This is a genomic window from Pedococcus sp. P1_H8, assembly GCF_056405175.1.
Genome location: NZ_JBFUCP010000001.1, coordinates 18663 through 38418, shown reverse-complemented (window position 1 = coordinate 38418; position 19756 = coordinate 18663). Strand labels below are relative to the sequence as shown.

General features: G+C 70.1%; 19 protein-coding genes. 8 read left to right on the top strand and 11 right to left on the bottom strand.

The window, feature by feature from the left end; translation table 11 throughout:
* Positions 1–24 precede the first annotated feature (24 nt).
* Positions 25–894: a cyanophycinase gene (locus AC1DYG_RS00215; RefSeq protein WP_477637895.1), complete on the bottom strand. Its 870-nt coding sequence runs from the start codon at positions 892–894 to the stop codon at positions 25–27.
* Positions 895–910: 16 nt separating this feature from the next.
* Entirely contained in the window at positions 911–2134 is a 1224-nt protein-coding gene (gene serB, locus AC1DYG_RS00210; RefSeq protein WP_477637894.1) for a phosphoserine phosphatase SerB, read from the bottom strand.
* 199 nt (positions 2135–2333) lie between these two features.
* Here serB and AC1DYG_RS00205 point away from each other — a divergent pair, with 199 nt between their 5' ends.
* Positions 2334–3131, top strand: coding sequence for a hypothetical protein (locus tag AC1DYG_RS00205; RefSeq protein ID WP_477637893.1), 798 nt, complete (start codon positions 2334–2336; stop codon positions 3129–3131).
* An 11-nt stretch (positions 3132–3142) separates the two neighbouring features.
* A complete protein-coding gene (locus AC1DYG_RS00200) occupies positions 3143–3337 on the top strand; it encodes a hypothetical protein (RefSeq protein WP_477637892.1) in 195 nt (64 codons plus the stop codon).
* A gap of 78 nt (positions 3338–3415) precedes the next feature.
* On the opposite strand, the gene AC1DYG_RS00195 is transcribed toward AC1DYG_RS00200, so the two are convergent.
* Together AC1DYG_RS00195 and glgC are read right to left on the bottom strand one after the other, a co-directional pair.
* Positions 3416–4231: an LLM class F420-dependent oxidoreductase gene (locus AC1DYG_RS00195; RefSeq protein WP_477637891.1), complete on the bottom strand. Its 816-nt coding sequence runs from the start codon at positions 4229–4231 to the stop codon at positions 3416–3418.
* Complete coding sequence (gene glgC / locus AC1DYG_RS00190; RefSeq protein WP_477637890.1) at positions 4228–5481, bottom strand: glucose-1-phosphate adenylyltransferase; 1254 nt, start codon at positions 5479–5481, stop codon at positions 4228–4230. The genes AC1DYG_RS00195 and glgC overlap by 4 nt, the downstream gene beginning before the upstream one ends.
* Positions 5482–5568: 87 nt before the next feature.
* Here glgC and glgA point away from each other — a divergent pair, with 87 nt between their 5' ends.
* A complete protein-coding gene (glgA, locus tag AC1DYG_RS00185) occupies positions 5569–6783 on the top strand; it encodes a glycogen synthase (protein WP_477637889.1) in 1215 nt (404 codons plus the stop codon).
* A 14-nt stretch (positions 6784–6797) separates the two neighbouring features.
* On the opposite strand, the gene AC1DYG_RS00180 is transcribed toward glgA, so the two are convergent.
* On the bottom strand, positions 6798–8543 hold the full coding sequence (locus AC1DYG_RS00180; protein WP_477637888.1) for an NAD(P)/FAD-dependent oxidoreductase: 1746 nt from the start codon (positions 8541–8543) through the stop codon (positions 6798–6800).
* 69 nt (positions 8544–8612) lie between these two features.
* Positions 8613–9380 carry a hypothetical protein gene (locus tag AC1DYG_RS00175; RefSeq protein ID WP_477637887.1) on the bottom strand — a complete coding sequence of 256 codons (768 nt, stop codon included), beginning with the start codon at positions 9378–9380 and terminating at the stop codon, positions 8613–8615.
* A gap of 32 nt (positions 9381–9412) precedes the next feature.
* On the opposite strand from AC1DYG_RS00175, the gene AC1DYG_RS00170 reads away from it, so the two are divergent.
* The 4 genes from AC1DYG_RS00170 (at position 9413) to AC1DYG_RS00155 (ending at position 12787) form a co-directional block, all read left to right on the top strand.
* Entirely contained in the window at positions 9413–10231 is an 819-nt protein-coding gene (locus AC1DYG_RS00170) for an ABC transporter ATP-binding protein (RefSeq protein WP_477637886.1), read from the top strand.
* Positions 10232–10262: 31 nt separating this feature from the next.
* A complete protein-coding gene (locus tag AC1DYG_RS00165) occupies positions 10263–10730 on the top strand; it encodes an NfeD family protein (protein ID WP_477637885.1) in 468 nt (155 codons plus the stop codon).
* A gap of 11 nt (positions 10731–10741) precedes the next feature.
* On the top strand, positions 10742–11908 hold the full coding sequence (locus tag AC1DYG_RS00160) for an SPFH domain-containing protein (protein WP_477638212.1): 1167 nt from the start codon (positions 10742–10744) through the stop codon (positions 11906–11908).
* Between the two features lie 90 nt (positions 11909–11998).
* Complete coding sequence (locus AC1DYG_RS00155; RefSeq protein WP_477637884.1) at positions 11999–12787, top strand: sulfite exporter TauE/SafE family protein; 789 nt, start codon at positions 11999–12001, stop codon at positions 12785–12787.
* 21 nt (positions 12788–12808) lie between these two features.
* Here the strand turns inward: AC1DYG_RS00155 and AC1DYG_RS00150 are convergent, their stop codons facing one another.
* On the bottom strand, positions 12809–14575 hold the full coding sequence (locus tag AC1DYG_RS00150; RefSeq protein WP_477637883.1) for an Ig-like domain-containing protein: 1767 nt from the start codon (positions 14573–14575) through the stop codon (positions 12809–12811).
* Between the two features lie 132 nt (positions 14576–14707).
* Between AC1DYG_RS00150 and AC1DYG_RS00145 the strand changes: the two genes are divergently transcribed.
* Positions 14708–15535 (top strand): TrmH family RNA methyltransferase, encoded by an 828-nt coding sequence (locus tag AC1DYG_RS00145; protein WP_477637882.1) that lies wholly within the window; start codon positions 14708–14710, stop codon positions 15533–15535.
* Here AC1DYG_RS00145 and AC1DYG_RS00140 read toward each other — a convergent pair.
* The 4 genes from AC1DYG_RS00140 to ald all read right to left on the bottom strand — a co-directional run bounded on the left by AC1DYG_RS00140 (position 15517) and on the right by ald (position 19731).
* A complete protein-coding gene (locus AC1DYG_RS00140) occupies positions 15517–15897 on the bottom strand; it encodes a DUF3037 domain-containing protein (RefSeq protein WP_477637881.1) in 381 nt (126 codons plus the stop codon). The genes AC1DYG_RS00145 and AC1DYG_RS00140 overlap by 19 nt on opposite strands.
* Complete coding sequence (locus AC1DYG_RS00135; protein WP_477637880.1) at positions 15894–16661, bottom strand: HipA family kinase; 768 nt, start codon at positions 16659–16661, stop codon at positions 15894–15896. Before AC1DYG_RS00135 ends, AC1DYG_RS00140 begins: the two co-directional genes overlap by 4 nt.
* A gap of 379 nt (positions 16662–17040) precedes the next feature.
* Complete coding sequence (locus AC1DYG_RS00130; protein ID WP_477637879.1) at positions 17041–18573, bottom strand: ATP-dependent DNA ligase; 1533 nt, start codon at positions 18571–18573, stop codon at positions 17041–17043.
* A 39-nt stretch (positions 18574–18612) separates the two neighbouring features.
* Positions 18613–19731, bottom strand: a complete 1119-nt coding sequence (ald, locus tag AC1DYG_RS00125) for an alanine dehydrogenase (protein ID WP_477637878.1) — start codon at positions 19729–19731, stop codon at positions 18613–18615.
* Between the last annotated feature and the right edge of the window lie 25 nt (positions 19732–19756).

The following is a 19756-nucleotide window of genomic DNA, read 5'->3' as shown; positions in this document are numbered from 1 at the left end:
GGTCGGGCAGTGCGAGGCGGTGGGTCAGGCCTTGGCCGTTGCGAGGGCCACCGCGACATCGGGGTGCTTCTCGACGAAGTCGACGAGGCGAACCTCGGAGAGGTCGAACGTAGCGCCTGCCGGGAGGGAATGCACCACAGCGCCCGAGACCATCAAGGGGGCGCCCCTGCGGGCGTCAGGGGCGTCGGAGTCTGCGGCGCGGCAGTCGAGGACGAACGCGACACCACTGCCGTGGACGGTGAAGGTACGCCGGTCGCGCACCTCGATCGCGGTGTCCTCGTCGATGCCGACACCAATGAGGTTGGGCGATGCGGCGACCATGGACATGAGCCGGCCGTACCGGGACCGCTGGGCGAAGTGCTGGTCGATGATGACGCCGTCGATCAGGCCGAGCCCGGCCGTCAGCTGGCCGTAACGCTGGCGGGGAGTCACGCCCTCCTCGCCCATCGAGATCATGAACTGGCTCATGATCGAGGCTCCTGCGGAGGTCCCGCCGATGACGGCGCCGCGGTCGTGGGCCCGGGCGAGGGCGTCCCCGAGCGGTGTGCCCGGGAACCGCTGGCTCAGCTTGAGCTGGCTCCCTCCGCTCATGAAGATGCCGGTCGCCTGGTCGAGCAGGGCGACCAGGTCGGCGTCGTTGGCGGAGGCACGGTTCGGGGGGTTCACGACGTCGATGTCCGGGGCTCCCAGACGGGTGAACACCTCGCGGTAGGAGGCGACGACCTCTTCCTCGAACGACGACGCGGTGGGGATCAGCACGATCCGCGCTCTCCTGCCCCCAGCGAGCCGGACGAACCGTCGCAGCACCGTTGCCTTGCCGACCCGGTCCTCCGCTCCGCCGATGATGAACAGGGTGGGGACCTTGCGGACCTTGCGGACCTGCGTGCTTGCCATTGCGTCAGCCTAGGAGTCAGGGGGTGGGGATCGGCGGAGCGGGGGTCGGCGTGCCGTCAGCCTCGTCCGCCTCCTCGATCTCCTCACGGGTGATCCCGAGCAGGTAGAGCACCGCGTCGAGGTAGGGCACGTTGACGGCCGTGTCGGCCTGCTCGCGCACCACGGGCTTGGCGTTGAACGCGACACCGAGGCCGGCCGCCTGCAGCATGTCGAGGTCGTTGGCGCCGTCACCGATGGCCACGGTCCGCGAGAGCGGCAGTCCCGCTTCCGCAGCGAAGCGGCGCAATGCCGCGGCCTTGCCGGCGCGATCCACGATCTCCCCGACCAGGCGCCCGGTGAGTAGGCCGTCGCGCACCTCCAGCCGGTTGGCGTGGGCGTGGTCGATGCCGAGTTCACGAGCGAGGTCCTCGACGATCTCGATGAAACCCCCCGACACGATGGCCACGCTGAAGCCGAGTCGTTTCAGGGTCCGGACGAGGGTGCGGGCACCGGGCGTGAACTGGACGGCGGCGCGGACGTCGTCAAGGACGCTCACGGGCAGGCCCTCCAGGGCGGCAACGCGCTCGCGCAGGCTCTCGGCGAAGTCGAGCTCGCCGCGCATGGCGGCGGCCGTGACTGCCGCCACCTCGGCCTCACGACCGGCATGGCTGGCGAGCAGCTCGATGACCTCGTCCTGGATCAGGGTCGAGTCGACGTCCATGACGACGAGACGTCGGCCGCGGCGCGCCAGCCCACCGGCGGCGACGGCGATGTCGAGGCCGTGGACGCTGGACTCGAGGGCGAGCTCACGTCGCAGCCGGTCGACGTCCGCGCCCGACACGTCGAACTCGACCGTGGTGACCGGATAGCGCGACAGCCGTCGGATCCGGTCGATGTTGGCGCCGTGCGAGGCGATGCGCGCGGTGATGGCGGCGACGCCACTGGCCCGCAGGGGTGCCCCGAGGACGACGACGGCAGCCCGTCCGGTGCGCCTGCGCACGCTGTCGCCGGTGCCGACCTTGATCTTGACCTTGAGGTCGAGGTCGCGACCCACCGACGTCAGGACCGACCACAGCCGCTCCTCGGCGTCACCCGCCGCCAGCAGCATCGCCAGGGTCAGGTGTCCCCGGACCACCACCTGCTCGAGGTCGAGGACCTCCGCCCCGACGTCCGCGATGGCGTCGAAGAACGTGCTGGTGACGCCCGGCCGGTCTTCACCGGAGATGGTCACGAGCAGCGTCTGCGCGGTCAGGTCGGGCACCTCGCCACACTATCGACGGAGCTCAGTCGCCCAACGGGGGTCTCGCCATCCGACCGCGCCGCACCCCTCTCAACGAGCACGTCATCGATAACGGTTCGGTAGTGATCTAGTCAGTCACGCTCAGTCATCGTCACAGACCGGCATAGGCATCTATGTTCCTCAAGCGCGTCCGACCGGCGGGCGTCAAAGGGGGAGTTGCATGAAGCGCATCATCGGTCTCGTCATCGTGTCAGTCGGGCTCGGGTCCGGCGTGAGCGCGCCCGCCATCGGAGCGGAGGCGCCAGACCGCGCGGCCGCCATGGTCGTGGCGCAGACTGGCCAGCTCGGTGAGAGCGTGCCGACCGCCGGGCTGAACAAGGGCGGCCAGGCAATTGCGCCTGCCAGAGGCCTGCGGACGTGGGCTCAGGCCGACGGCGTCGGGCTGAGGCTGGTCGCAGTGCTCCCGCAGGGGCGCACGGACGGCGTGTTCGAGAACGTCATCCCCGAGGACTGGACGATGGCTGCGGCCACCGACGGCACCCTGGAGATCAAGAACGAAGACGGGGTCAGGCAGGGCCAGGTTGAGCGTCCGTGGGCGGCCGACGCAAAGGGCCATTTCCTGAAGACGCGCTTCGTCGTCGAGGGCCGCTCGTTGCGCCAGGTCGTGGAGACCGAGGGGGCGGCGTTCCCGATAGTCATGGATCCGTGGGTCGCGGCGGGCTGGTGGTACTACACGCCGGTCTATTACGTCGAGATGTCCTGGTCAGAGACGTGGCAGCTCAAGAACTTCATGGACACCAACTCGAGCCAGATCCCGGGCCTGCTGTGCGGCTTCATTCCCACGGCCACCGCCAAGATCACCTGTGGCGCGATATACCTGCTGGTCAAGGACGACGTGAAAAGCACCGTGAACGCCGCCATCCGACTCAAGAAGTGCTACAAGGCCAGGATCCCGGCAACGGGTGGAGCGGCGTCGCTGCCGGCATACGATTCGTACTACAAGACCTGTAGGTCCTGAGAGGGGACGTCATGCCAACTCGCAAGGAGCTGCGCACTGAGGCGCTGGTGCTCGTGATCATCCTGACTGTTGCCGTCCTGGCGCCGCTGGTCCAGGGGCACGAGCCAGCCCGGGACAGTGAGGTCCTGACGCTGGCGGTCGGGTGGGTGCTCGTCAGGTCGTCGGTGCTAGTGGCTCGTGTGGTCCGTCGCAGGAGACACTCATGAGCATGGCCGCAAGGCGAACCGGCCGTCCTCGCCTTCCAGCTCGTCGGCCCCAGGGAATGCCGGGGACTTCCGACCGGGTCAGGCGTTGCGGGAGTCTCGCCAGGCGACGAGGTCGCGCACCGGTCCGAGGTCGTACTTCGGACCACCGATCCCGACGGTGAAAAGGCGCGTGCCCACGGCATACAAGGCCTCGGCCCCGGCGGCGTAGTCGGCGACCTGCTCCGGGTGGCGACCCGGCCTGGCGGAGACACCGGCCGACCGCTCGATCTCGGCGGGGTCGCGCCCGATCCTCGCGCACCAGTCGTCGAGGACGGCGTGCTTGTGGGCGATCGTCTCGGGTCCACCGAAGCCGTGCCAGATGGTCGCGTGCTCGGCGACGATCTTGAGGGTCTTGCGTTCGCCGCCACCCCCGATCAGGACCGGGATGTCGCGCGTCGGGGCCGGGTTGAGCCTGGCCCACCGCTGCTTGACCAGCGGCAGGTCGCGGGCGAGGTTGTTCAACCGTCCGCCGGCCGTCCCGAAGTCGTAGCCGTACTCGTCGTAGTCCTTCTCGAACCAGCCCGAGCCGATGCCGAGGATGAGCCGCCCCCCACTGATGTGGTCGACGGTTCGGGCCATGTCGGCGAGCAGCTGGGGGTTGCGGTAGCTGTTGCAGGTGACCAGTGCGCCGATCTCGACGCGGGACGTCGCCTCGGCCCAGGCACCCAGCATCGTCCAGCACTCGAAGTGCGCACCGTCCCGCTCGCCGTAGAGCGGGTAGAAGTGATCCCAGTTGAAGACGACGTCGACGCCGATCTCCTCGGCCTCCGCCGCGGCCCGGCGGATCAACGCGTACTCGGCGTGCTGGGGCTGGAGCTGGACCCCGATCCGGATCGGGCGGTTGGCATCGGTCATGCGGTGACTTCCTGGAACTTGGCGATGACCGTCAGCCCCGACTCGGTGACCATGAACCCGCGCTCCCGGTCGTGGTCGTGGTCGACGCCGATCGAGGTGTCCTCGGGTACCACGACGCCCTTGTCGATGATGGCGCGCTTGATGACGCACCCGCGTCCGACCTCGACGCCGTCCAGGAGCACGCTGTCGTCGATGGTGGTGCCGCTGTGGATGTGGCAGCGCGGCGACAGCACCGAGTTGGTGACCGTCGCCCCGGAGATGACGACACCGGGGGAGACCGCCGAGTTGTGCGCCTCGCCGAACTTGCCGGCGGCGCCGTGCACCAGCTTGGCCGGCGCGAGCGGGCCGTAGTCGGTGTAGATCGGCCAGTCGTAGTTGTAGAGGTTGAAGACGGGGTGGATGGAGACGAGGTCCATGTGGGCGTCCCAGTAGGAGTCCATGGTCCCGACGTCGCGCCAGTAGGCCTGGTCGCGTGGGGTGGCACCCGGGATGACGTTGTCCTTGAAGTCGTAGACGTAGCCCTCGCCCCGGTCGACGAAGTCGGGCACGATGTCGCCGCCCATGTCGTGCTTGCTTCCCTCGCGGGTGTCGTCCCGCGTCACGGCGTCGATGAGCACGTCGGTGTTGAACACGTAGTTGCCCATCGAGGCCAGCACCTCGTCGGGGGAGTCGGGCAGGCCCTTCGCGTCCTTGGGCTTCTCCTTGAAGGCGCCGATCTTGCGTCGGTCGTCGTCGTCGACCTCGATGACCCCGAACTGGTCGGCCAGGGCGATCGGCTGGCGGATCGCGGCCACCGTCACGCCCGCGCCGGTCTCGATGTGCTGCGCCACCATCTGGGAGAAGTCCATCCGATAGACGTGGTCGGCTCCGACGACGACGACGATGTCGGGCTTCTCGTCGTGGACCAGGTTGAGGCTCTGGTAGATGGCGTTGGCCGACCCGAGGTACCAGTTCTTGTCGATGCGCTGCTGAGCCGGCACGGGCGCGACGTAGTTGCCGAGCATCGTGGACATCCGCCAGGTCTTGGTGACGTGGCGGTCGAGGCTGTGCGACTTGTACTGCGTCAGCACGACGACCTTGAGGTAGCCGCTGTTGACGATATTGCTCAGTGCGAAGTCGATGAGCCGGTAGATCCCCCCGAACGGCACCGCCGGTTTCGCACGGTCTGCGGTCAGCGGCATCAACCGCTTGCCCTCCCCGCCCGCGAGCACGATGGCCAGAACCTTGGGTCCACCAGACTTGTACGCCATGTGCCGACCCTAGGGACTGCAGCGCCTCGCGGCGACCCCTGTCCGGCAGGTGTCCCTCAGAGAGCGAACCCGGCTACGCTCGCGAAGGTGAGAGTCGACATCCTGACCAAGGAGTACCCGCCCAACATCTACGGTGGCGCGGGGGTGCACGTGGCCGAGCTGGTGCGCGCGCTGCGCGACCGCGGCGACATCGATGCACGGGTCCGAGCGTTCGGCGAGCCGGTGTCCGAGGAGGGCACGACGGGGTATGCCGACCTGCCGGACCTGGGTGCCGCGAACGCGGCCGTCCGGACGATGGGCGTCGACCTGGCGATGGCCGGTGACTGTGTCGGGGCCGACCTGGTCCACTCGCACACGTGGTACGCCAACTTCGGCGGCCACGTGGCGTCACTGCTCGGGGGCATGCCCCACGTGGTGAGCGCCCACAGCCTCGAGCCGATGCGTCCGTGGAAGGCCGAGCAGCTCGGTGGCGGCTACCGCGTGTCGTCGTTCATGGAGCGCACCGCCTACGAGGCAGCCGACGCCGTGATCGCCGTGAGCGAGGGCATGCGCCAGGACGTCCTGCGCAGCTATCCCTCGATCGACCCGGAGCGGGTCAAGGTCGTCCACAACGGCATCGACTCCCAGCTGTGGCAGCGCCACCGCGACGACGACACGGTGCGCCGGCACGGGGTCGACCCTGACGGGAAGTCGGTCATCTTCGTCGGCCGCATCACCCGGCAGAAGGGCCTGCCCTACCTGCTGAAGGCGGCCGCCAAGCTGCCACCCGACGTGCAGCTGGTGCTCTGCGCCGGGGCGCCGGACACCCCCGAGATCATGGCTGAGGTGACGAGCCTGATGGACGAGCTCAAGGCGACCCGCGAAGGCGTCGTCTGGATCCCCGAGATGCTCCCGCGGGGAGAGGTCGTCGCACTTCTCTCTGCTGCAACGGTTTTCGCCTGCCCGTCGATCTACGAGCCGCTGGGCATCGTCAACCTCGAGGCGATGGCGTGCGAGCTCCCCGTCGTGGCCACCGCGACGGGCGGCATACCCGAGGTCGTCGTGGACGGCGAGACCGGCTGGTTGGTGCCGATCGACCAGAAGCAGGACGGCAGCGGCATACCGCTCGACGCGGACCGGTTCGTGGCTGACCTCGCCGCGGCGTTGACCAACGCCGTCAGCGACCCGGCGCGAGCCGACGCGATGGGACTGGCCGGGCGCAAGCGGGCCGTCGACTCGTTCTCCTGGGCGACCATCGGGGAGCGCACCAACCAGGTGTACCTCGAGGTGCTGCGCCGGCGAGTGCTGGCGGCTCAGCCCTAGGCCGGCAACCGGGCCTACGACACCGGGGTTGCCGTCCTGTCGTCCTCCATGGTCCGGGCCTCCTCTGTCGTCGGGGCCTCCTCTGTCGTCGGAGACAGGTAGGCGTGGACGAGCGGAACGACCGACGCCCCTTCTCCACTCGCCGAGGCGACCCGTTTCATCGAGCCGGCGCGGATGTCGCCTGCTGCGAAGATCCCGGGCAGCGTGGTGGCCAGGTTCGGAGGTGGCACGCCATCGGTCCACCGGTCGCGAGGGACGTCGCGCCCAGTGAGCACGAAGCTGTGCTTGTCGCGAGCCAGCTCTGGCGGCAGCCAGTCGCAGCGCGGCTCGGCCCCGAGCAGCAGGAACAGGCCCCGTGCCTGCCTGGTCGTCGTCCTCCCGGTGGTGGTGTCCTCGAGGCACAGCCACTCCAGCTGGCCCTCGCCACCACCGTCCACGACGCGGGTGCAGGGCAGCACGGTGATGTGCTCGGTGTAGGCCATCTCATCGATGAGGTACTTCGACATCGTCTCCCCGAGCCCGCTCCGCCGCACGACGATCGTCACCGACTTCGCGAACCGAGCCAGGTGGAGGGCTGCCTGACCGGCGGAGTTGCCGCCGCCGACCACGACGACGTCGTAGCCCTCCATCTCGCGGGCCGCAGTCATAGCCGCGCCGTAGTTGACGCCAGCGCCCACCAGGGCGTCGAGCGAGGGGACGCCCAGCCGGCGATAGGCCACACCGCTGGAGATGAGGACGGTCCTGGCCCGGACGTCGCCCCCGCCGGTGCGCAGGAGGTGGGGAGCCTCGTCGGTCCCGGGTTCGAGAGCTGTGACCTCCCAGCCGGTCAGGAACTCGGTCCCGAAACGCAGGGCCTGGTTGCGGGCGCGCTGGGCCAGCCGCATGCCCGAGATGCCACGAGGAAAGCCGAGGTAGTTGCGGATCATCGAGCTGGTGCCGGCCTGCCCGCCGATCGCCTCGGCCTCCAGCACGACGACCGACAGTCCCTCCGATGCTCCGTACACGGCGGCGGCGAGCCCAGCGGGGCCGGCGCCCACGACCGCCAGGTCGACGACCTCGTCGAGCTCGAAGCTGCGCGGCCGGCCGTTGATCGCGATCGCGACGTCGCGGACGCTCGTGGCCTGGATCGGTGTCCGGTTGGCGGCCGTCACCACCGGCCAGCGCAGCTCGTCCACGCCGAGCTGCTCGCGGATCCCCGCGAGGTAGTCCTGCAGTGCCGGCTCGTCGGGATGCCACACGCGGTTCTGCATGCCCATCCGGTCGAGGAAGTCGCGGATCGCCATCGTGAGACCGTCCTGGGTCGGCGAGATCACCTTGGCGACGACGACTTCGGGCTGGGGGACGGTCGAGGTCCACTCGGACAGCAGGTCGGTGATCGCGTTGTGGAACTCCTCGTCGCGCTTGCCCCGAGGCATGAGCAGATAGGCGTCGTACTTGCCCTTGGCCATGCCGGCCCGGAGTCCGGGCCCGTCTGCGAGGAAGTACTCCCAGGGGGCGGCTACGACGCGGCGGGCTGTGGCGACCACCAGGCGCCAGCGGTGGAATGCCTCGTGGACGCTCTCGACATCCGGCAGCCGCGAGTCCGTGACGAACAACGCCACGTGGTCACCACGGTCACGGATCTCGCGGGCGATGGACTCGGCCTCCGCACAGGAACCAGCGGTGCGCAGGTCGTAGTCGCGCTGGTACCTGCTCTGGAACTCCTCGAGCAGCGTGTCGCCATGGTGCTCCGACACCAGGATGATTGCGGGGTCCGCCATGCCGTCCGAGTCTAGTTGCCGGCGCTGTCGGTCGCCGAGGGGTCGGGCCGACGGGTCAGGCCCGACTGGTCAGACCGGTCGCCATCCCGCCAGCACGGCACACGCGGCGTTGGTCGCGTCGGCGAGGGCACGCTCGGAGGCCCGCTGCAGGCGCATCAGGACGCGGTGCCGCGACGAAGCCTCGGCCGCGGTGAGGGCCCCGTCGCCCGCGACGAGCGCGACGTCGACCACCGAGTCGATGGTCCCGGCGAGGGCGATGACGCGAGCGGCGCGGGCCGGAAGGCCAGGCGGCAGCCCCCAGCGACCACCGAGCGCCGCGTCGGCCAGCTCGCGGGCCGCGCCCGCGCCGAACGGCTGACCGCCGATCGCATCGATCGCTTCCGTGGCCGCGCGGATCTCCTCACGCAGGTGACGTTCGAGCTGCGATGGCTCGAGTGCCTCCACCCGGTGGCGTGGCACGGGGGCGGCGTCGTATGCCGTCCAGTCCACCCTGGTGCCGACGTCCAGGCCTCCGTCGGTACCGGCGCCGTACGTCGAGATAGTGGGCACGAGGAGGCCCCCGAGACCGGGCACGAACACACACTCACCGACCGACGCGGCCGCGCCCTGCGCGTCGGGGGAGGCACCCGGCATACCCACGAGGTCACCAGGGGCCGGAAGGGCGACGAGCAGAGCCTGCTCACCGAGGTCGCGCCACAGACCGAGGCGGTCGAGGTCACCGGCGACGTGGTCGATGTCGGGGAGGGCGCGTGCGAGCGACCGCTCCAGGGGACTGTCCATGGCCCACGCGTGCGTCGTCCACAGCGAAAGCCGCACGGACGCAGGGAGTTCGGGCATCCCACCAGCCTAAGCCGATAGGGTCCGGTCCCATGAGTGACGTCCTTGAGTTCGCAGGAGTGAGCGTCGTCCGGGGTCAGGCGACCCTGCTCGACGACGTCTCCTGGGAGGTCGAGGAAGGGCAGCGCTGGGTCATCCTCGGCCCGAACGGCGCGGGCAAGACGACGCTGCTCCAGCTGGCCGCTGGACGGATGCACCCGACCACGGGCGTGGCCGGTGTGCTCGGCGAGGTGCTGGGGGCGGTCGACGTCTTCGAGCTGCGGCCCCGCATCGGGCTGGCCTCCGCGGCCCTGGCCGAGCGGATCCCGTTCGACGAGGTCGTGCACAACGTGGTCGTGACCGCGTCCTACGGCGTCGTCGGCCGGTGGCGGGAGAGCTACGAGACGTTCGACCACGCCCGGGCGTCCGAACTGCTCGTCGCGCTGGGCGCCGACCACCTGGCGGACCGCACCTACGGCACGTTGTCCGAGGGGGAGCGCAAGCGGGTCCAGATCGCGCGCGCCCTGATGACCGACCCCGAGCTGATGCTGCTCGACGAACCAGCCGCCGGGCTCGACCTCGGTGGTCGCGAGGACCTCGTCCGCAGGCTGGGCGTCCTGGCAGGCGACCTCGAGGCCCCGGCCCTGATCCTCGTCACCCACCACGTCGAGGAGATCCCGCCCAACTTCACCGACGTCCTCCTGCTGCGCGAGGGACGCATCGTCGCCCAGGGTCCGGTCGAGATCACCCTCACCGAGGCCAACCTGTCGGCCACCTTCGGTATGCCCCTGGAGCTGGAGCGTCGAGGCGAACGGTGGACGGCGCGATTGCGTGTCGGCGAGGGAACGTCGGAACCGTCCCCTTCGTCCTAGAGTTGCCTGACCACTGAGAGGGAGGGGTGTCATGGACTGGTTCGCGGAGAATCCGTGGCTCGCATGGCTGGGACTGGCACTGATCCTGGCGGCCATCGAGGCCGCCACCGTCGACTTCGTGTTCCTCATGCTGGCCGGAGGGGCAGCCGTCGGAGCGGGGGCTTCGGCGATCGGGATCGGGTTCCCGGGTCAGGTCATCGTTGCCGTCGTCGTCGCAGGGCTGCTCCTGCTGCTCGTGCGCCCGATCATCACCAGGAAGTTCATGGTGGCCGAGGCCAGCCACGGAATCGGCGCGCCCGGTCTCGTCGGCCGCAGTGGGCGCGTGCTGCAGGCGGTCACCGCGACCGACGGTCGCGTCAAGGTGGGCGGGGAAACCTGGTCCGCCCGCACGCCGCAAGGCGGCGCCACATGCCAGCCCGGCCAAGAGGTCCGGGTTGTATCAATCGAGGGGGCCACCGTGATCGTCACCGGCATCACGGCGGGTCAGAAAACGGAGTAGACGTGGACGGCATTGGAGCAGGCTTCATCGTCCTGCTGATCCTGGTCGCCTTTGCGCTGATCGTGCTCTTCCGCACGGTGCGCATCGTGCCCCAGCAGACTGCCCTGATCATCGAGCGGCTCGGCCGCTACGCCCGCACGCTCGAAGGCGGCATCCACTTCCTGGTGCCGTTCGTCGACAAGGTGCGCGCGAACGTCGACCTGCGCGAGCAGGTCGTCTCGTTCCCACCGCAGCCGGTGATCACCTCGGACAACCTGGTCGTCAACATCGACACGGTCATCTACTACTCGGTCATCGACGCGAAGTCGGCCGTGTACGAGATCGCCAACTTCATCCAGGGCATCGAGCAGCTCACCGTCACCACCTTGCGCAACGTCATCGGCTCGCTCGACCTCGAGCAGACGCTGACCAGCCGCGACCAGATCAACGCCCAGCTGCGTGGCGTCCTCGACGAGGCCACCGGCAAGTGGGGCATCCGCGTCAACCGCGTCGAGCTCAAGGCCATCGACCCGCCGCACTCGGTGCAGGAGTCGATGGAGAAGCAGATGAAGGCCGAGCGTGAGCGTCGTGCCCAGATCCTGTACGCCGAGGGCACCAAGCAGTCCGCGATCCTCACCGCCGAAGGTGAGAAGCAGAGCCAGATCCTGCGCGCCGAGGGTTCCGCCCAGGCCCGCATCCTCGAGGCCCAGGGCCAGGCCCGCGCCATCCAGCAGGTCTTCGACGCGATCCACCGTGGCAAGCCCACCCAGAAGCTCCTGGCCTACCAGTACCTCCAGGTGCTCCCGCAGATCGCCCGCGGCGACGCCAACAAGATGTGGATCATCCCGAGCGAGCTCACCGACGCGCTCAAGGGCATCGGCGGCATGCTCGGGCGTGGTGAGGGTGGCGGCCCGTTCAGTGGCGCGGCGGACGACGACGAGGGCTGGGTCGATCCCGGTCCCCTCAAGGATGCGTTCGACGAGACCCAGCTCGAGGACCCGATGCAGGCCCTCGCCGAGGCACGAGGGATGGCCGGCAGGGCCAGCCAGGAAGCCACCGAGCACGCCGCACCGGTGAAGCGAGTGCAGCCACCCATGCCCCCCTCGGCAGACGCGGTGCCTGAGTTCGAGCCGCCGACCCCGCCGGCGGTCCCGCCCATGGAGACCGACGAGGGCCCCAAGCCGCCGCCCCCGGCCTGACCTCCACCCCACCTCGGTATGCCGCCCGCGCACCCGCGCGGGCGGCATACCTGTGTCTGGGTGGGGGAGCCGCGTCGCTAGGGTGACGTGGTGTCCGTCTTCGAAGCCCTCGGGATCTTCCTCGCGGGGCTCGCGGCAGGGACCATCAACACCGTCGTCGGGTCCGGCACCCTGATCACGTTCCCGACGCTGCTGTTCTTCGGCTATCCGCCCCTCACGGCCAACATGTCCAACAACATCGGCCTCGTCGGCGGAGGTGTGACCGGATCGTGGGGATACCGCAAGGAGCTCGTGGGCGCCGGTCCGGCCATCCGCCGGCTCCTTCCGATGTCCCTTGCTGGTGGCATCACGGGGGCTGTCCTGCTGCGCGTGTTGCCGGCCTCCGCGTTCACGGCCATCGTCCCGGTGCTCATCGCGATCGGGGTCCTGCTCGTCGTCCTCGGTCCGGCGATCCAGCGCCGCGCKGCCGCGCGGCGCGATGGTGGCGACGAGGTCCATCCGGTCCACCGCGGTGGAGCCACGACCATCCTGCTCATGGCGGCGGTGTTCGTGGCCGGGGTCTACGGCGGGTACTTCGGCGCCGCCCAGGGCGTGATCCTCATGGGCGTCCTCAGCGTCCTCAGCAGCGAGCCGCTGCAACGCCTCAACGGCTACAAGAACGTCCTCGCACTGGTCGTCAACACGGTCGCGGCGGTGGTCTTCGTCGTCGTCGCCCACGAGCTGATCGACTGGCTGGTCGTCCTGCTCATCGCGATTGGTTCACTGCTCGGTGGAGTGGTCGGCTCGACCGTCGGCCGCCGCCTGCCACCGGTGGCGTTGCGTGGCCTCATCGTGGTCATCGGCGTCGTCGGGATCATCAAGATCATCTGGTTCAGCTGAGGCCAGGACCGCCCCGGTGGCTCAGGTGACCTTGACCACCGTGACCGGCGACACCGACTCGGCGTGCGTGGAGCTCCCCAGGTAGTTCACCGTCAGGGCGTGGTTGCCCTTGGCGACCGGTGTCCAGACGATCGTGGCCTTGCCGTCGACGAGCGTGGCGGTGGTCCCGACCGGCTCCACACCGTCGTAGAGCCGCACCGTGCCCCCCGGCCGTGGGCCGGAGCCGGCCGTCACGGTCACCGCGACGGACGTGGGCTTGCTGGTCTTGGCGGTCTTGGCGACGGACATCGTGGTCGTGGTGGCGATGCCGGGGACGTCGACCGTGGTCGCGCCGCTGCTCGGCAGGAGAGCCGTGCTCCCGGCGTAGTCAGCGCTCAGGGTGTGACTGCCCCGAGCTAGCCCGGGCACGAGCAGGGAGGCCCTGCCGCTGCCGTCGAGCTCTGCCGTGCCGAGGGTGGTCTGGCCCTCGCGGAAGGTCACCAGACCGGTCGGGACCGCAGTTCCGCCGTTCACCGTGGCAGTCAGCGCCACCCCGGCGTCACTGGTCGAGCCGCCGGTCAGGGTGGTCGTGGAGGCGACCCGCGGGTCAGGGGCTACGGTGTGGAACCGGGCGCGACCGGTCAGGCCGGCCACGGCGTTGTCGCAGTACTGCCGGAACGTCACGTCCAGGCTGGTGATGGCGCCCGCGGAGTCGGTCGCGATGCTGTGCACCGTGAAGGTGCCAGTCAGGGTGTTGCAGCCTCGCCCCGTGCCCGAGAAGCTCAGACCGGGCTGGCCCGTCCCACGGAACGGTGCCCGCACCGCGCCGGTGTAGAAGCCGGGCTGCAGCGTCTCGCCGGGCGGGGCTGCGACGTCGAGGGTCCACCACTGCCCGGTCTCGGGCGAGTCCACCGAGATGGTGGCGTAGTCGGCCGTCCCGCGGGCGGCCAACGTCGCCGTCGGCGGCAGGTAGCTGGCCAGGGCACCCTGCCCGATGTAGTCGCCGGCCTCGCTCCCGAACCACAGGGAGGTGTCCGGGACGGCGACCTCCTGGAGCAGGCGGGCCGAGGTGGCGGTGCCGACCTTCGCGTAGAGCGAGTGCGTCCCCGGGCTGAGCCGGTCGGTGGTGAGCCGCGCGGTGCCGTTCGTGTCGAAGGAGCCCTGGCCGATGGGGGTGGCCGCGTCGTAGAAGACGACGCCGCCAGCCGTGCCGGGCGAGGTCCTGGCGGTCAACGTGACCGGCTGGTCGGCCACGACGCTGGGGTTGGAGGATGTGAGGACCGGCGTGATGACGTACGGCGCTGCGTACTTGACGGTGGCCGTCAGGCTCCCGGTGCTGTTGTCGCAGAACTGGGTGAGCGTCGCGTCGAGGGAGGTGATGCGTCCGCCGGTGTCCGCGCTGATCGCGAAGATCGTGAAGCGACCCTTGACCTGGTTGCAGCCGCGCCCGGTCGAGGTGACCGAGAGGCCGCCGGAGGTGCTGTTGAACGGAGCGCGGGTGGCGTTCTCGTAGGACCCGGTCGTCAGTTGCTGGCCCGTGGGGGCAGCGAGCGTGACGTCCCACCACTCGGTCCCCGTGTCGGCCGACACCGTGACCGAGCCTGCAGTGCCGCTGATCCGGAACTGCGTGGGCGCAGCAAGGGTGCCGCTCCGTCCCTGGCCGATGTAGTCGCCGGGGGCGCTGACGTACGACAGGTACGTCTCGCTCTCGCCGGCGGCTGTGGCCGGTGCCGTGGCGGCCATCAGGGCCAACGGTGCGACCACGACCGCACCAGTCATCAGTCGCGCCCAGAATCCACGTCCACGCATCGCGAGCCCCCTCGTACCAACCGCGGTCACCGACCCTGCGTCGGGCGCAGCCGTGCTGCGGAAACGGTAGACCGATGGCGTGGCCGGCAGCAGGCGTTTCGGGGAAATCCGCGGTGGCCTAGCCTGCTCGCCGTGCCCATCGCCATCACCAGCGCCGACGACGACCGCCTGACCGACTACGTCTCGCTCACCGACGTCGCGTTGCGGCGCCGGACCGAACCCGAGCGCGGGCTCTACATCGCCGAGTCGGAGAAGGTCATCCGCCGGGCCCTGGAGGCCGGACACCGACCCCGCAGCTACCTCATGGCGCAGCGGTGGCTGACCGACCTGGCGGACCTGGTCGAGCAGGCCGAGGCTGGGGGCGTCCCGGTCTTCGTCGGCGAGCACGACGTCATCGAGCGGCTGACCGGCTTCCACCTGCACCGCGGAGCACTGGCCTCCATGCAGCGGCCCGTGCTGCCGGCTGTGGTCGACCTCGTCGCTGACGCCCGACGGGTGCTGATCCTCGAGGACATCGTCGACCACACCAACGTGGGTGCCGTCTTCCGCTCGGCCGCGGCCCTCGGGGTGGATGCGGTCCTGGTCACGCCGCGGTGTGCCGATCCGTTGTACCGCAGGTCGATTCGCGTCTCGATGGGCACCGTGTTCCAGGTGCCTTGGACTCGCATCGACCCCTGGCCGGGCGGCATCGCCGACCTCCAGCGTGCCGGGTTCACGGTGGCGACCCTGGCCCTGGCCGACGACGCGGTGAGCCTCGACGAGCTGGCCGCCGACCCGCCGGAGCGGCTGGCCCTCGTGCTCGGCACCGAGGGCGACGGGCTGTCCCACCACACCCTCGACGCGGCCGACCTGACGGTGACCATCCCGATGGCCGGCGGTGTGGACTCCCTCAACGTGGCAGCCGCGGGCGCCGTGGCCGCGTGGGCGTTGCGCCCCAAGGGTCAGTCGACGAGGCGCTGAAGGAGGTCGCGCAGCTCACTCGCCGGGTCGGCCGTGAGGCCCCCGTGCACGGGCCCGGGCTGGACCACCGTGCTCCGGGGCGCGCTGAGCCAGCCGAACCTGCGCCCGAGCCCACCCAGGGTGGGCAGCCCGCCCCCTGTCACCCCACGGCATACCTGGCAGATGGTTTCGAGCGCCCCGTCGACGTCGTCGACGTCGACCTGGGGTGCGAAGGCGCGCAGCCGCGCCGCATCGACGCGGTAGGCAGCTTCGAGGAACTCGGCACCCTGGCTGTAGAGGACGAGGCCGACGTTGAGGAACTCCTCCCTCTCCACCCGCGGTACGCAGCGCAGCACGACGTACTGGTAGCCGTTGAGGGTCATGACGCGTCCTCGGGGAGCCAGGCCTTCGGGTTCGCGACCCGGGCCAGCAGGTGTTCGACGTATGCCGCGCGAACGGCTGCCGGGGTGTCCAGACCGGGTGCCTGCTCCAGCCAGCCATCGGGCACCGTGTCGACGACACCGGCAAGGAGTTCTGCCGTGATGGAGGGTGACAGGCGCTCGTGGGCCGCGGCGGTGCTCGACGCGACGTCGCGCAGGACGTGCGTGCTCGCGTCGAAGGACTGGTCGGCGAACCGCTGCGGATCGGCGCCACGACCTGGCCAGCCGTGATGGAAGTACAACGCGGCGCCGTGGTCGATCAGCCACGGGTTGCGGTGCCAGACCAGCAGATTGGGGTTGCTCCACGTGCGGTCGACGTTGGCGGTGAAGGCGTCGAGCCACAGGATGTCGGCGGCCGTGTCAGGGGTGGGGGGTCGCGACCCGTCGTACCCGAACGAGCCGGGCAGGAAGTCGATGCCGAGGTTGTGGCCGAGGCTGGCCGTGAGCAGGTCCTGGACCTCCTCGTCCGCCTCGTACTTGGCGATCGGCGCCTGGAGGTCGACCACCGCCATGCGGGGGACGTTGAGGTCCAGAGCCCGCGCCAGCTCGCCGACGATGACCTCGGCGACGAGCACCTTGAGGCCCTGCCCCGCTCCGCGGAACTTCACGACATACGTGCCGAAGTCGTCGGCCTCGACGATGCCCGGGAGGGAGCCACCCTCCTTGAGGGGGGTGACGTAGCGCGTGGCGGTGATCTGGTCGAGCACGACGCCCAGCCTAGGGTGCTGCGCGTCGCGCCCGAGTCAGGTGCCGCTCAGGTGTCGCCGACGGTGAGGGAGGTCTCTCGTCAGGGCGCCAGGCAGGTGGCGTGGTTGAGTGCCGCGATGACCGCCTGGCGCCAGCTCAGCCCGGACGCGGCCGTCCGGCAGGATGCGCCGCCGCAATCGCACTGCCAGCGCCAGGTGCCGGTACCGGCTCGGTGCACGTGCGGGTGGTGGTGGGCCGTGTCCGCCCGGGTGTGGTGTCGCGTCTGCATGGTGCTGCCCCCTCGGCCGCGCCCCCGCGCGTCCTGACTTCCAAGAGGGAGTGGGTGGCCCGGTGATACGTACGATGCGGCGTGTCGCCGGGCAACGGCCCGGTGAGCGGTCAACGCAGGGCGCGCACGGTCTCCACGGTGTCGGCCTCGTCAGCGCGCTTGTCGTCGCGGTAGCGCAGCACCCTGGCAAACCGCAGGGCCATCCCACCCGAATAGCGCGACGAGGTCTGGATGCCGTCGAAAGCGACCTCGACGACCTGCTCGGGGCGCACGGTGACGACGTAACCCTCGGTGCCGCCCACCGCGAGCTCGGTGAAGCGCTCCGTCTGCCAGGCCAGCATCTCGTCGGTCATGCCCTTGAACGTCTTGCCCAACATGACGAACCCGCCCGTGTCGGGGTCGCGCGCGCCCAGGTGGATGTTGGACAGCCAACCCCGGCGTCGGCCGCTGCCCCACTCCACGGCGAGCACCACGAGGTCGAGCGTGTGCCGCGGCTTGACCTTCACCCAGCCAGCACCGCGGCGGCCGGCGGCATAGGCGGCTGAGGGCGCCTTGACGACGACGCCCTCGTGACCCTCGGCGACCAGCCTGGCGAAGAACTCTCCGGCCTCGGCGGACGTGGTCGCGGTGATCCGTGGCACCAGCGACGGGGCCGGGACCAGCTCGGCGAGCCGGGCGAACCGAGCGGAGGCAGGCAGCTCGAGCAGGTCCTGGCCGTCGATGTGGAGCAGGTCGAAGAAGTAGGGCGTGACCGGCACCCGAGCCCTCAGCTCGGCGACACCGGTGCTGCTCATCGTGCGGGACGCGGTTTCCTGGAACGGGCGCGGCCGGCCTGCCCTGTCGAGGGCGATGGCCTCGCCGTCGATGACGACGGATTCCACAGGCAGTGCGAGGACCGCCTCGACCACCTCGGGCAGGCGCTCGGTGATGTCGTCGAGCGAGCGCGTGAACAAGCGCACCTCGTCACCCTCGCGATGGGCCTGGAGCCGGATGCCGTCGAGCTTGCCGTCGACCACGACCCCCTCGGTGGTGTCACCCACCTGCTCCCACGCGGCGTCGATGTCCGGGGCCGACGCGGCGAGCATCGGCCGCAGCGGGCGACCGACCTCGAGCCGGATCGCGGCCAGCGCGTCACTGCCTCCGGTCAGGGCCGCCGCGGCAACCGGACCGGCGTGCCCCGCCAGCATCACGGCGCGCCTGACGTCGGCCTCGGGGAGCTGTGCGGCCGACGCGATCGCGGCCAGCAGCACGCCGTCGAGGGCGCCCTGCCTGACCTGTCCGGTCACCAGCGCGCGGAGGTAGTCCTGTTCGGGTGCGGTCAGCCGGGCGAAGAGGGCACTGACCGCGGCAGCTCTGGCGGCGCCCGACCCCGAACCCGAGAGGGCGCCGATCGCGGTGAGGGCGGCGTCGACCTCGGCCACCGTGACAGTGGCCGTGGTCGCAGGCGCAGGGAGGGTGGACAGTCCGCGCCAGCTCACGCCGACACGTCGTTGCGGCAGCACCCCCGAGAGGTATGCCGCGACGGTCGCGGATTCCTCCGGGCCGGCCGCACGCAGCGCGTCGGCCACCGCAGCCGTCTTGGCGAGCCGCGACCGGGTCTCGGTGGCAGCACGCGAGGCGGCGACGACGTCGGCGAGGAGCACGGCCCCACGCTAGTCGCGCCCTCCGACACCGCGAGAGGATCAGCCGGCGAGGACGGTCTGCAGGTCGACGGACTCGAAGCCGTGGGCCTCTGCAACGGGTGCGTAGGTGACTGCCCCGTCGTGCGTGTTGAGGCCGAGGGCCAGTGGCCGGTTGGCGCGGAGCGCATCGCGCCAACCACGGTTGGCGAGCTGCACGGCATACGGGAGGGTGACGTTGGTGAGGGCGTAGGTGCTGGTGTGGGGCACCGCGCCCGGCATGTTCGCCACGCAGTAGAAGACCGAGTTGTGCACCTCGTAGGTGGGGTCGGCGTGGGTGGTCGGCCGCGAGTCCTCGAAACAACCGCCCTGGTCGATCGAGATGTCGACGAGCACGGAGCCCGGCTTCATCCGGGAGACCTGCTCGTTGGTCACGAGCTTGGGCGCCTTGGCGCCGGGCACCAGCACCGCGCCGATGACCAGATCCGCGTCGATGATCGCCCGCTCCACCTCGTAGGCGTTCGACGCGACGGTCTGGCAGTGCCCCTGGTAGATGGCGTCCGCGTGCCGCAGCTTGGCGATGTCGCGGTCGAGCAGGAGCACCTCGGCCTGCATGCCCAGGGCGATCGCGGCAGCGTTCATGCCCGAGACGCCGGCGCCGATGACGACCACCTTCGCGGCATACACCCCGCTGACCCCACCCATGAGGACGCCACGGCCGCCCTGGGCGCGCATCAGCGTGTGCGCGCCGACCTGGGGTGCGAGTCGACCGGCGACCTCGGACATCGGGGCGAGCAGGGGCAGCGACCGGTCGGGCAGCTCGACGGTCTCGTAGGCGATGCCCGTGACCTTGCGCTTGACGAGCTCTTCGGTGAGTGGCTGGTCGGCGGCGAGGTGGAGGTAGGTGAAGAGGGTCTGCCCCTCGCGCATCCGGTGGTACTCCGGCTCGATCGGCTCCTTGACCTTGAGGATCAGGTCGCCCGTGCCCCACACGTCGTCGGCGGTGTCGAGAATCGTCGCACCCGCAGCGGTGTAGTCCTCGTCGAGGATGGAGGAACCGACACCCGCCTCCTTCTCGACGAAGACCTCGTGGCCGTTGACGACGAGCTCGTGAACACCCGATGGGGTGATGGCCACGCGGTACTCGTTGTTCTTGACCTCGCGCGGAATGCCGATCTTCATCTGGTCCTCCTGGTTTGGTCCCTCA

What these genes read in the sequence shown, in the direction of transcription:
- ald (WP_477637878.1), bottom strand. Translation starts at nt 19,731, where the DNA reads ATGAAGATCGGCATTCCGCGCGAGGTCAAGAACAACGAGTACCGCGTG.
- AC1DYG_RS00170 (WP_477637886.1), top strand. Translation starts at nt 9,413, where the DNA reads ATGAGTGACGTCCTTGAGTTCGCAGGAGTGAGCGTCGTCCGGGGTCAG.
- AC1DYG_RS00200 (WP_477637892.1), top strand. Translation starts at nt 3,143, where the DNA reads ATGCCAACTCGCAAGGAGCTGCGCACTGAGGCGCTGGTGCTCGTGATC.
- AC1DYG_RS00215 (WP_477637895.1), bottom strand. Translation starts at nt 894, where the DNA reads ATGGCAAGCACGCAGGTCCGCAAGGTCCGCAAGGTCCCCACCCTGTTC.
- glgC (WP_477637890.1), bottom strand. Translation starts at nt 5,481, where the DNA reads ATGGCGTACAAGTCTGGTGGACCCAAGGTTCTGGCCATCGTGCTCGCG.
- AC1DYG_RS00150 (WP_477637883.1), bottom strand. Translation starts at nt 14,575, where the DNA reads ATGCGTGGACGTGGATTCTGGGCGCGACTGATGACTGGTGCGGTCGTG.
- AC1DYG_RS00205 (WP_477637893.1), top strand. Translation starts at nt 2,334, where the DNA reads ATGAAGCGCATCATCGGTCTCGTCATCGTGTCAGTCGGGCTCGGGTCC.
- AC1DYG_RS00180 (WP_477637888.1), bottom strand. Translation starts at nt 8,543, where the DNA reads ATGGCGGACCCCGCAATCATCCTGGTGTCGGAGCACCATGGCGACACG.
- AC1DYG_RS00140 (WP_477637881.1), bottom strand. Translation starts at nt 15,897, where the DNA reads ATGACCCTCAACGGCTACCAGTACGTCGTGCTGCGCTGCGTACCGCGG.
- AC1DYG_RS00175 (WP_477637887.1), bottom strand. Translation starts at nt 9,380, where the DNA reads ATGCCCGAACTCCCTGCGTCCGTGCGGCTTTCGCTGTGGACGACGCAC.
- AC1DYG_RS00165 (WP_477637885.1), top strand. Translation starts at nt 10,263, where the DNA reads ATGGACTGGTTCGCGGAGAATCCGTGGCTCGCATGGCTGGGACTGGCA.
- AC1DYG_RS00195 (WP_477637891.1), bottom strand. Translation starts at nt 4,231, where the DNA reads ATGACCGATGCCAACCGCCCGATCCGGATCGGGGTCCAGCTCCAGCCC.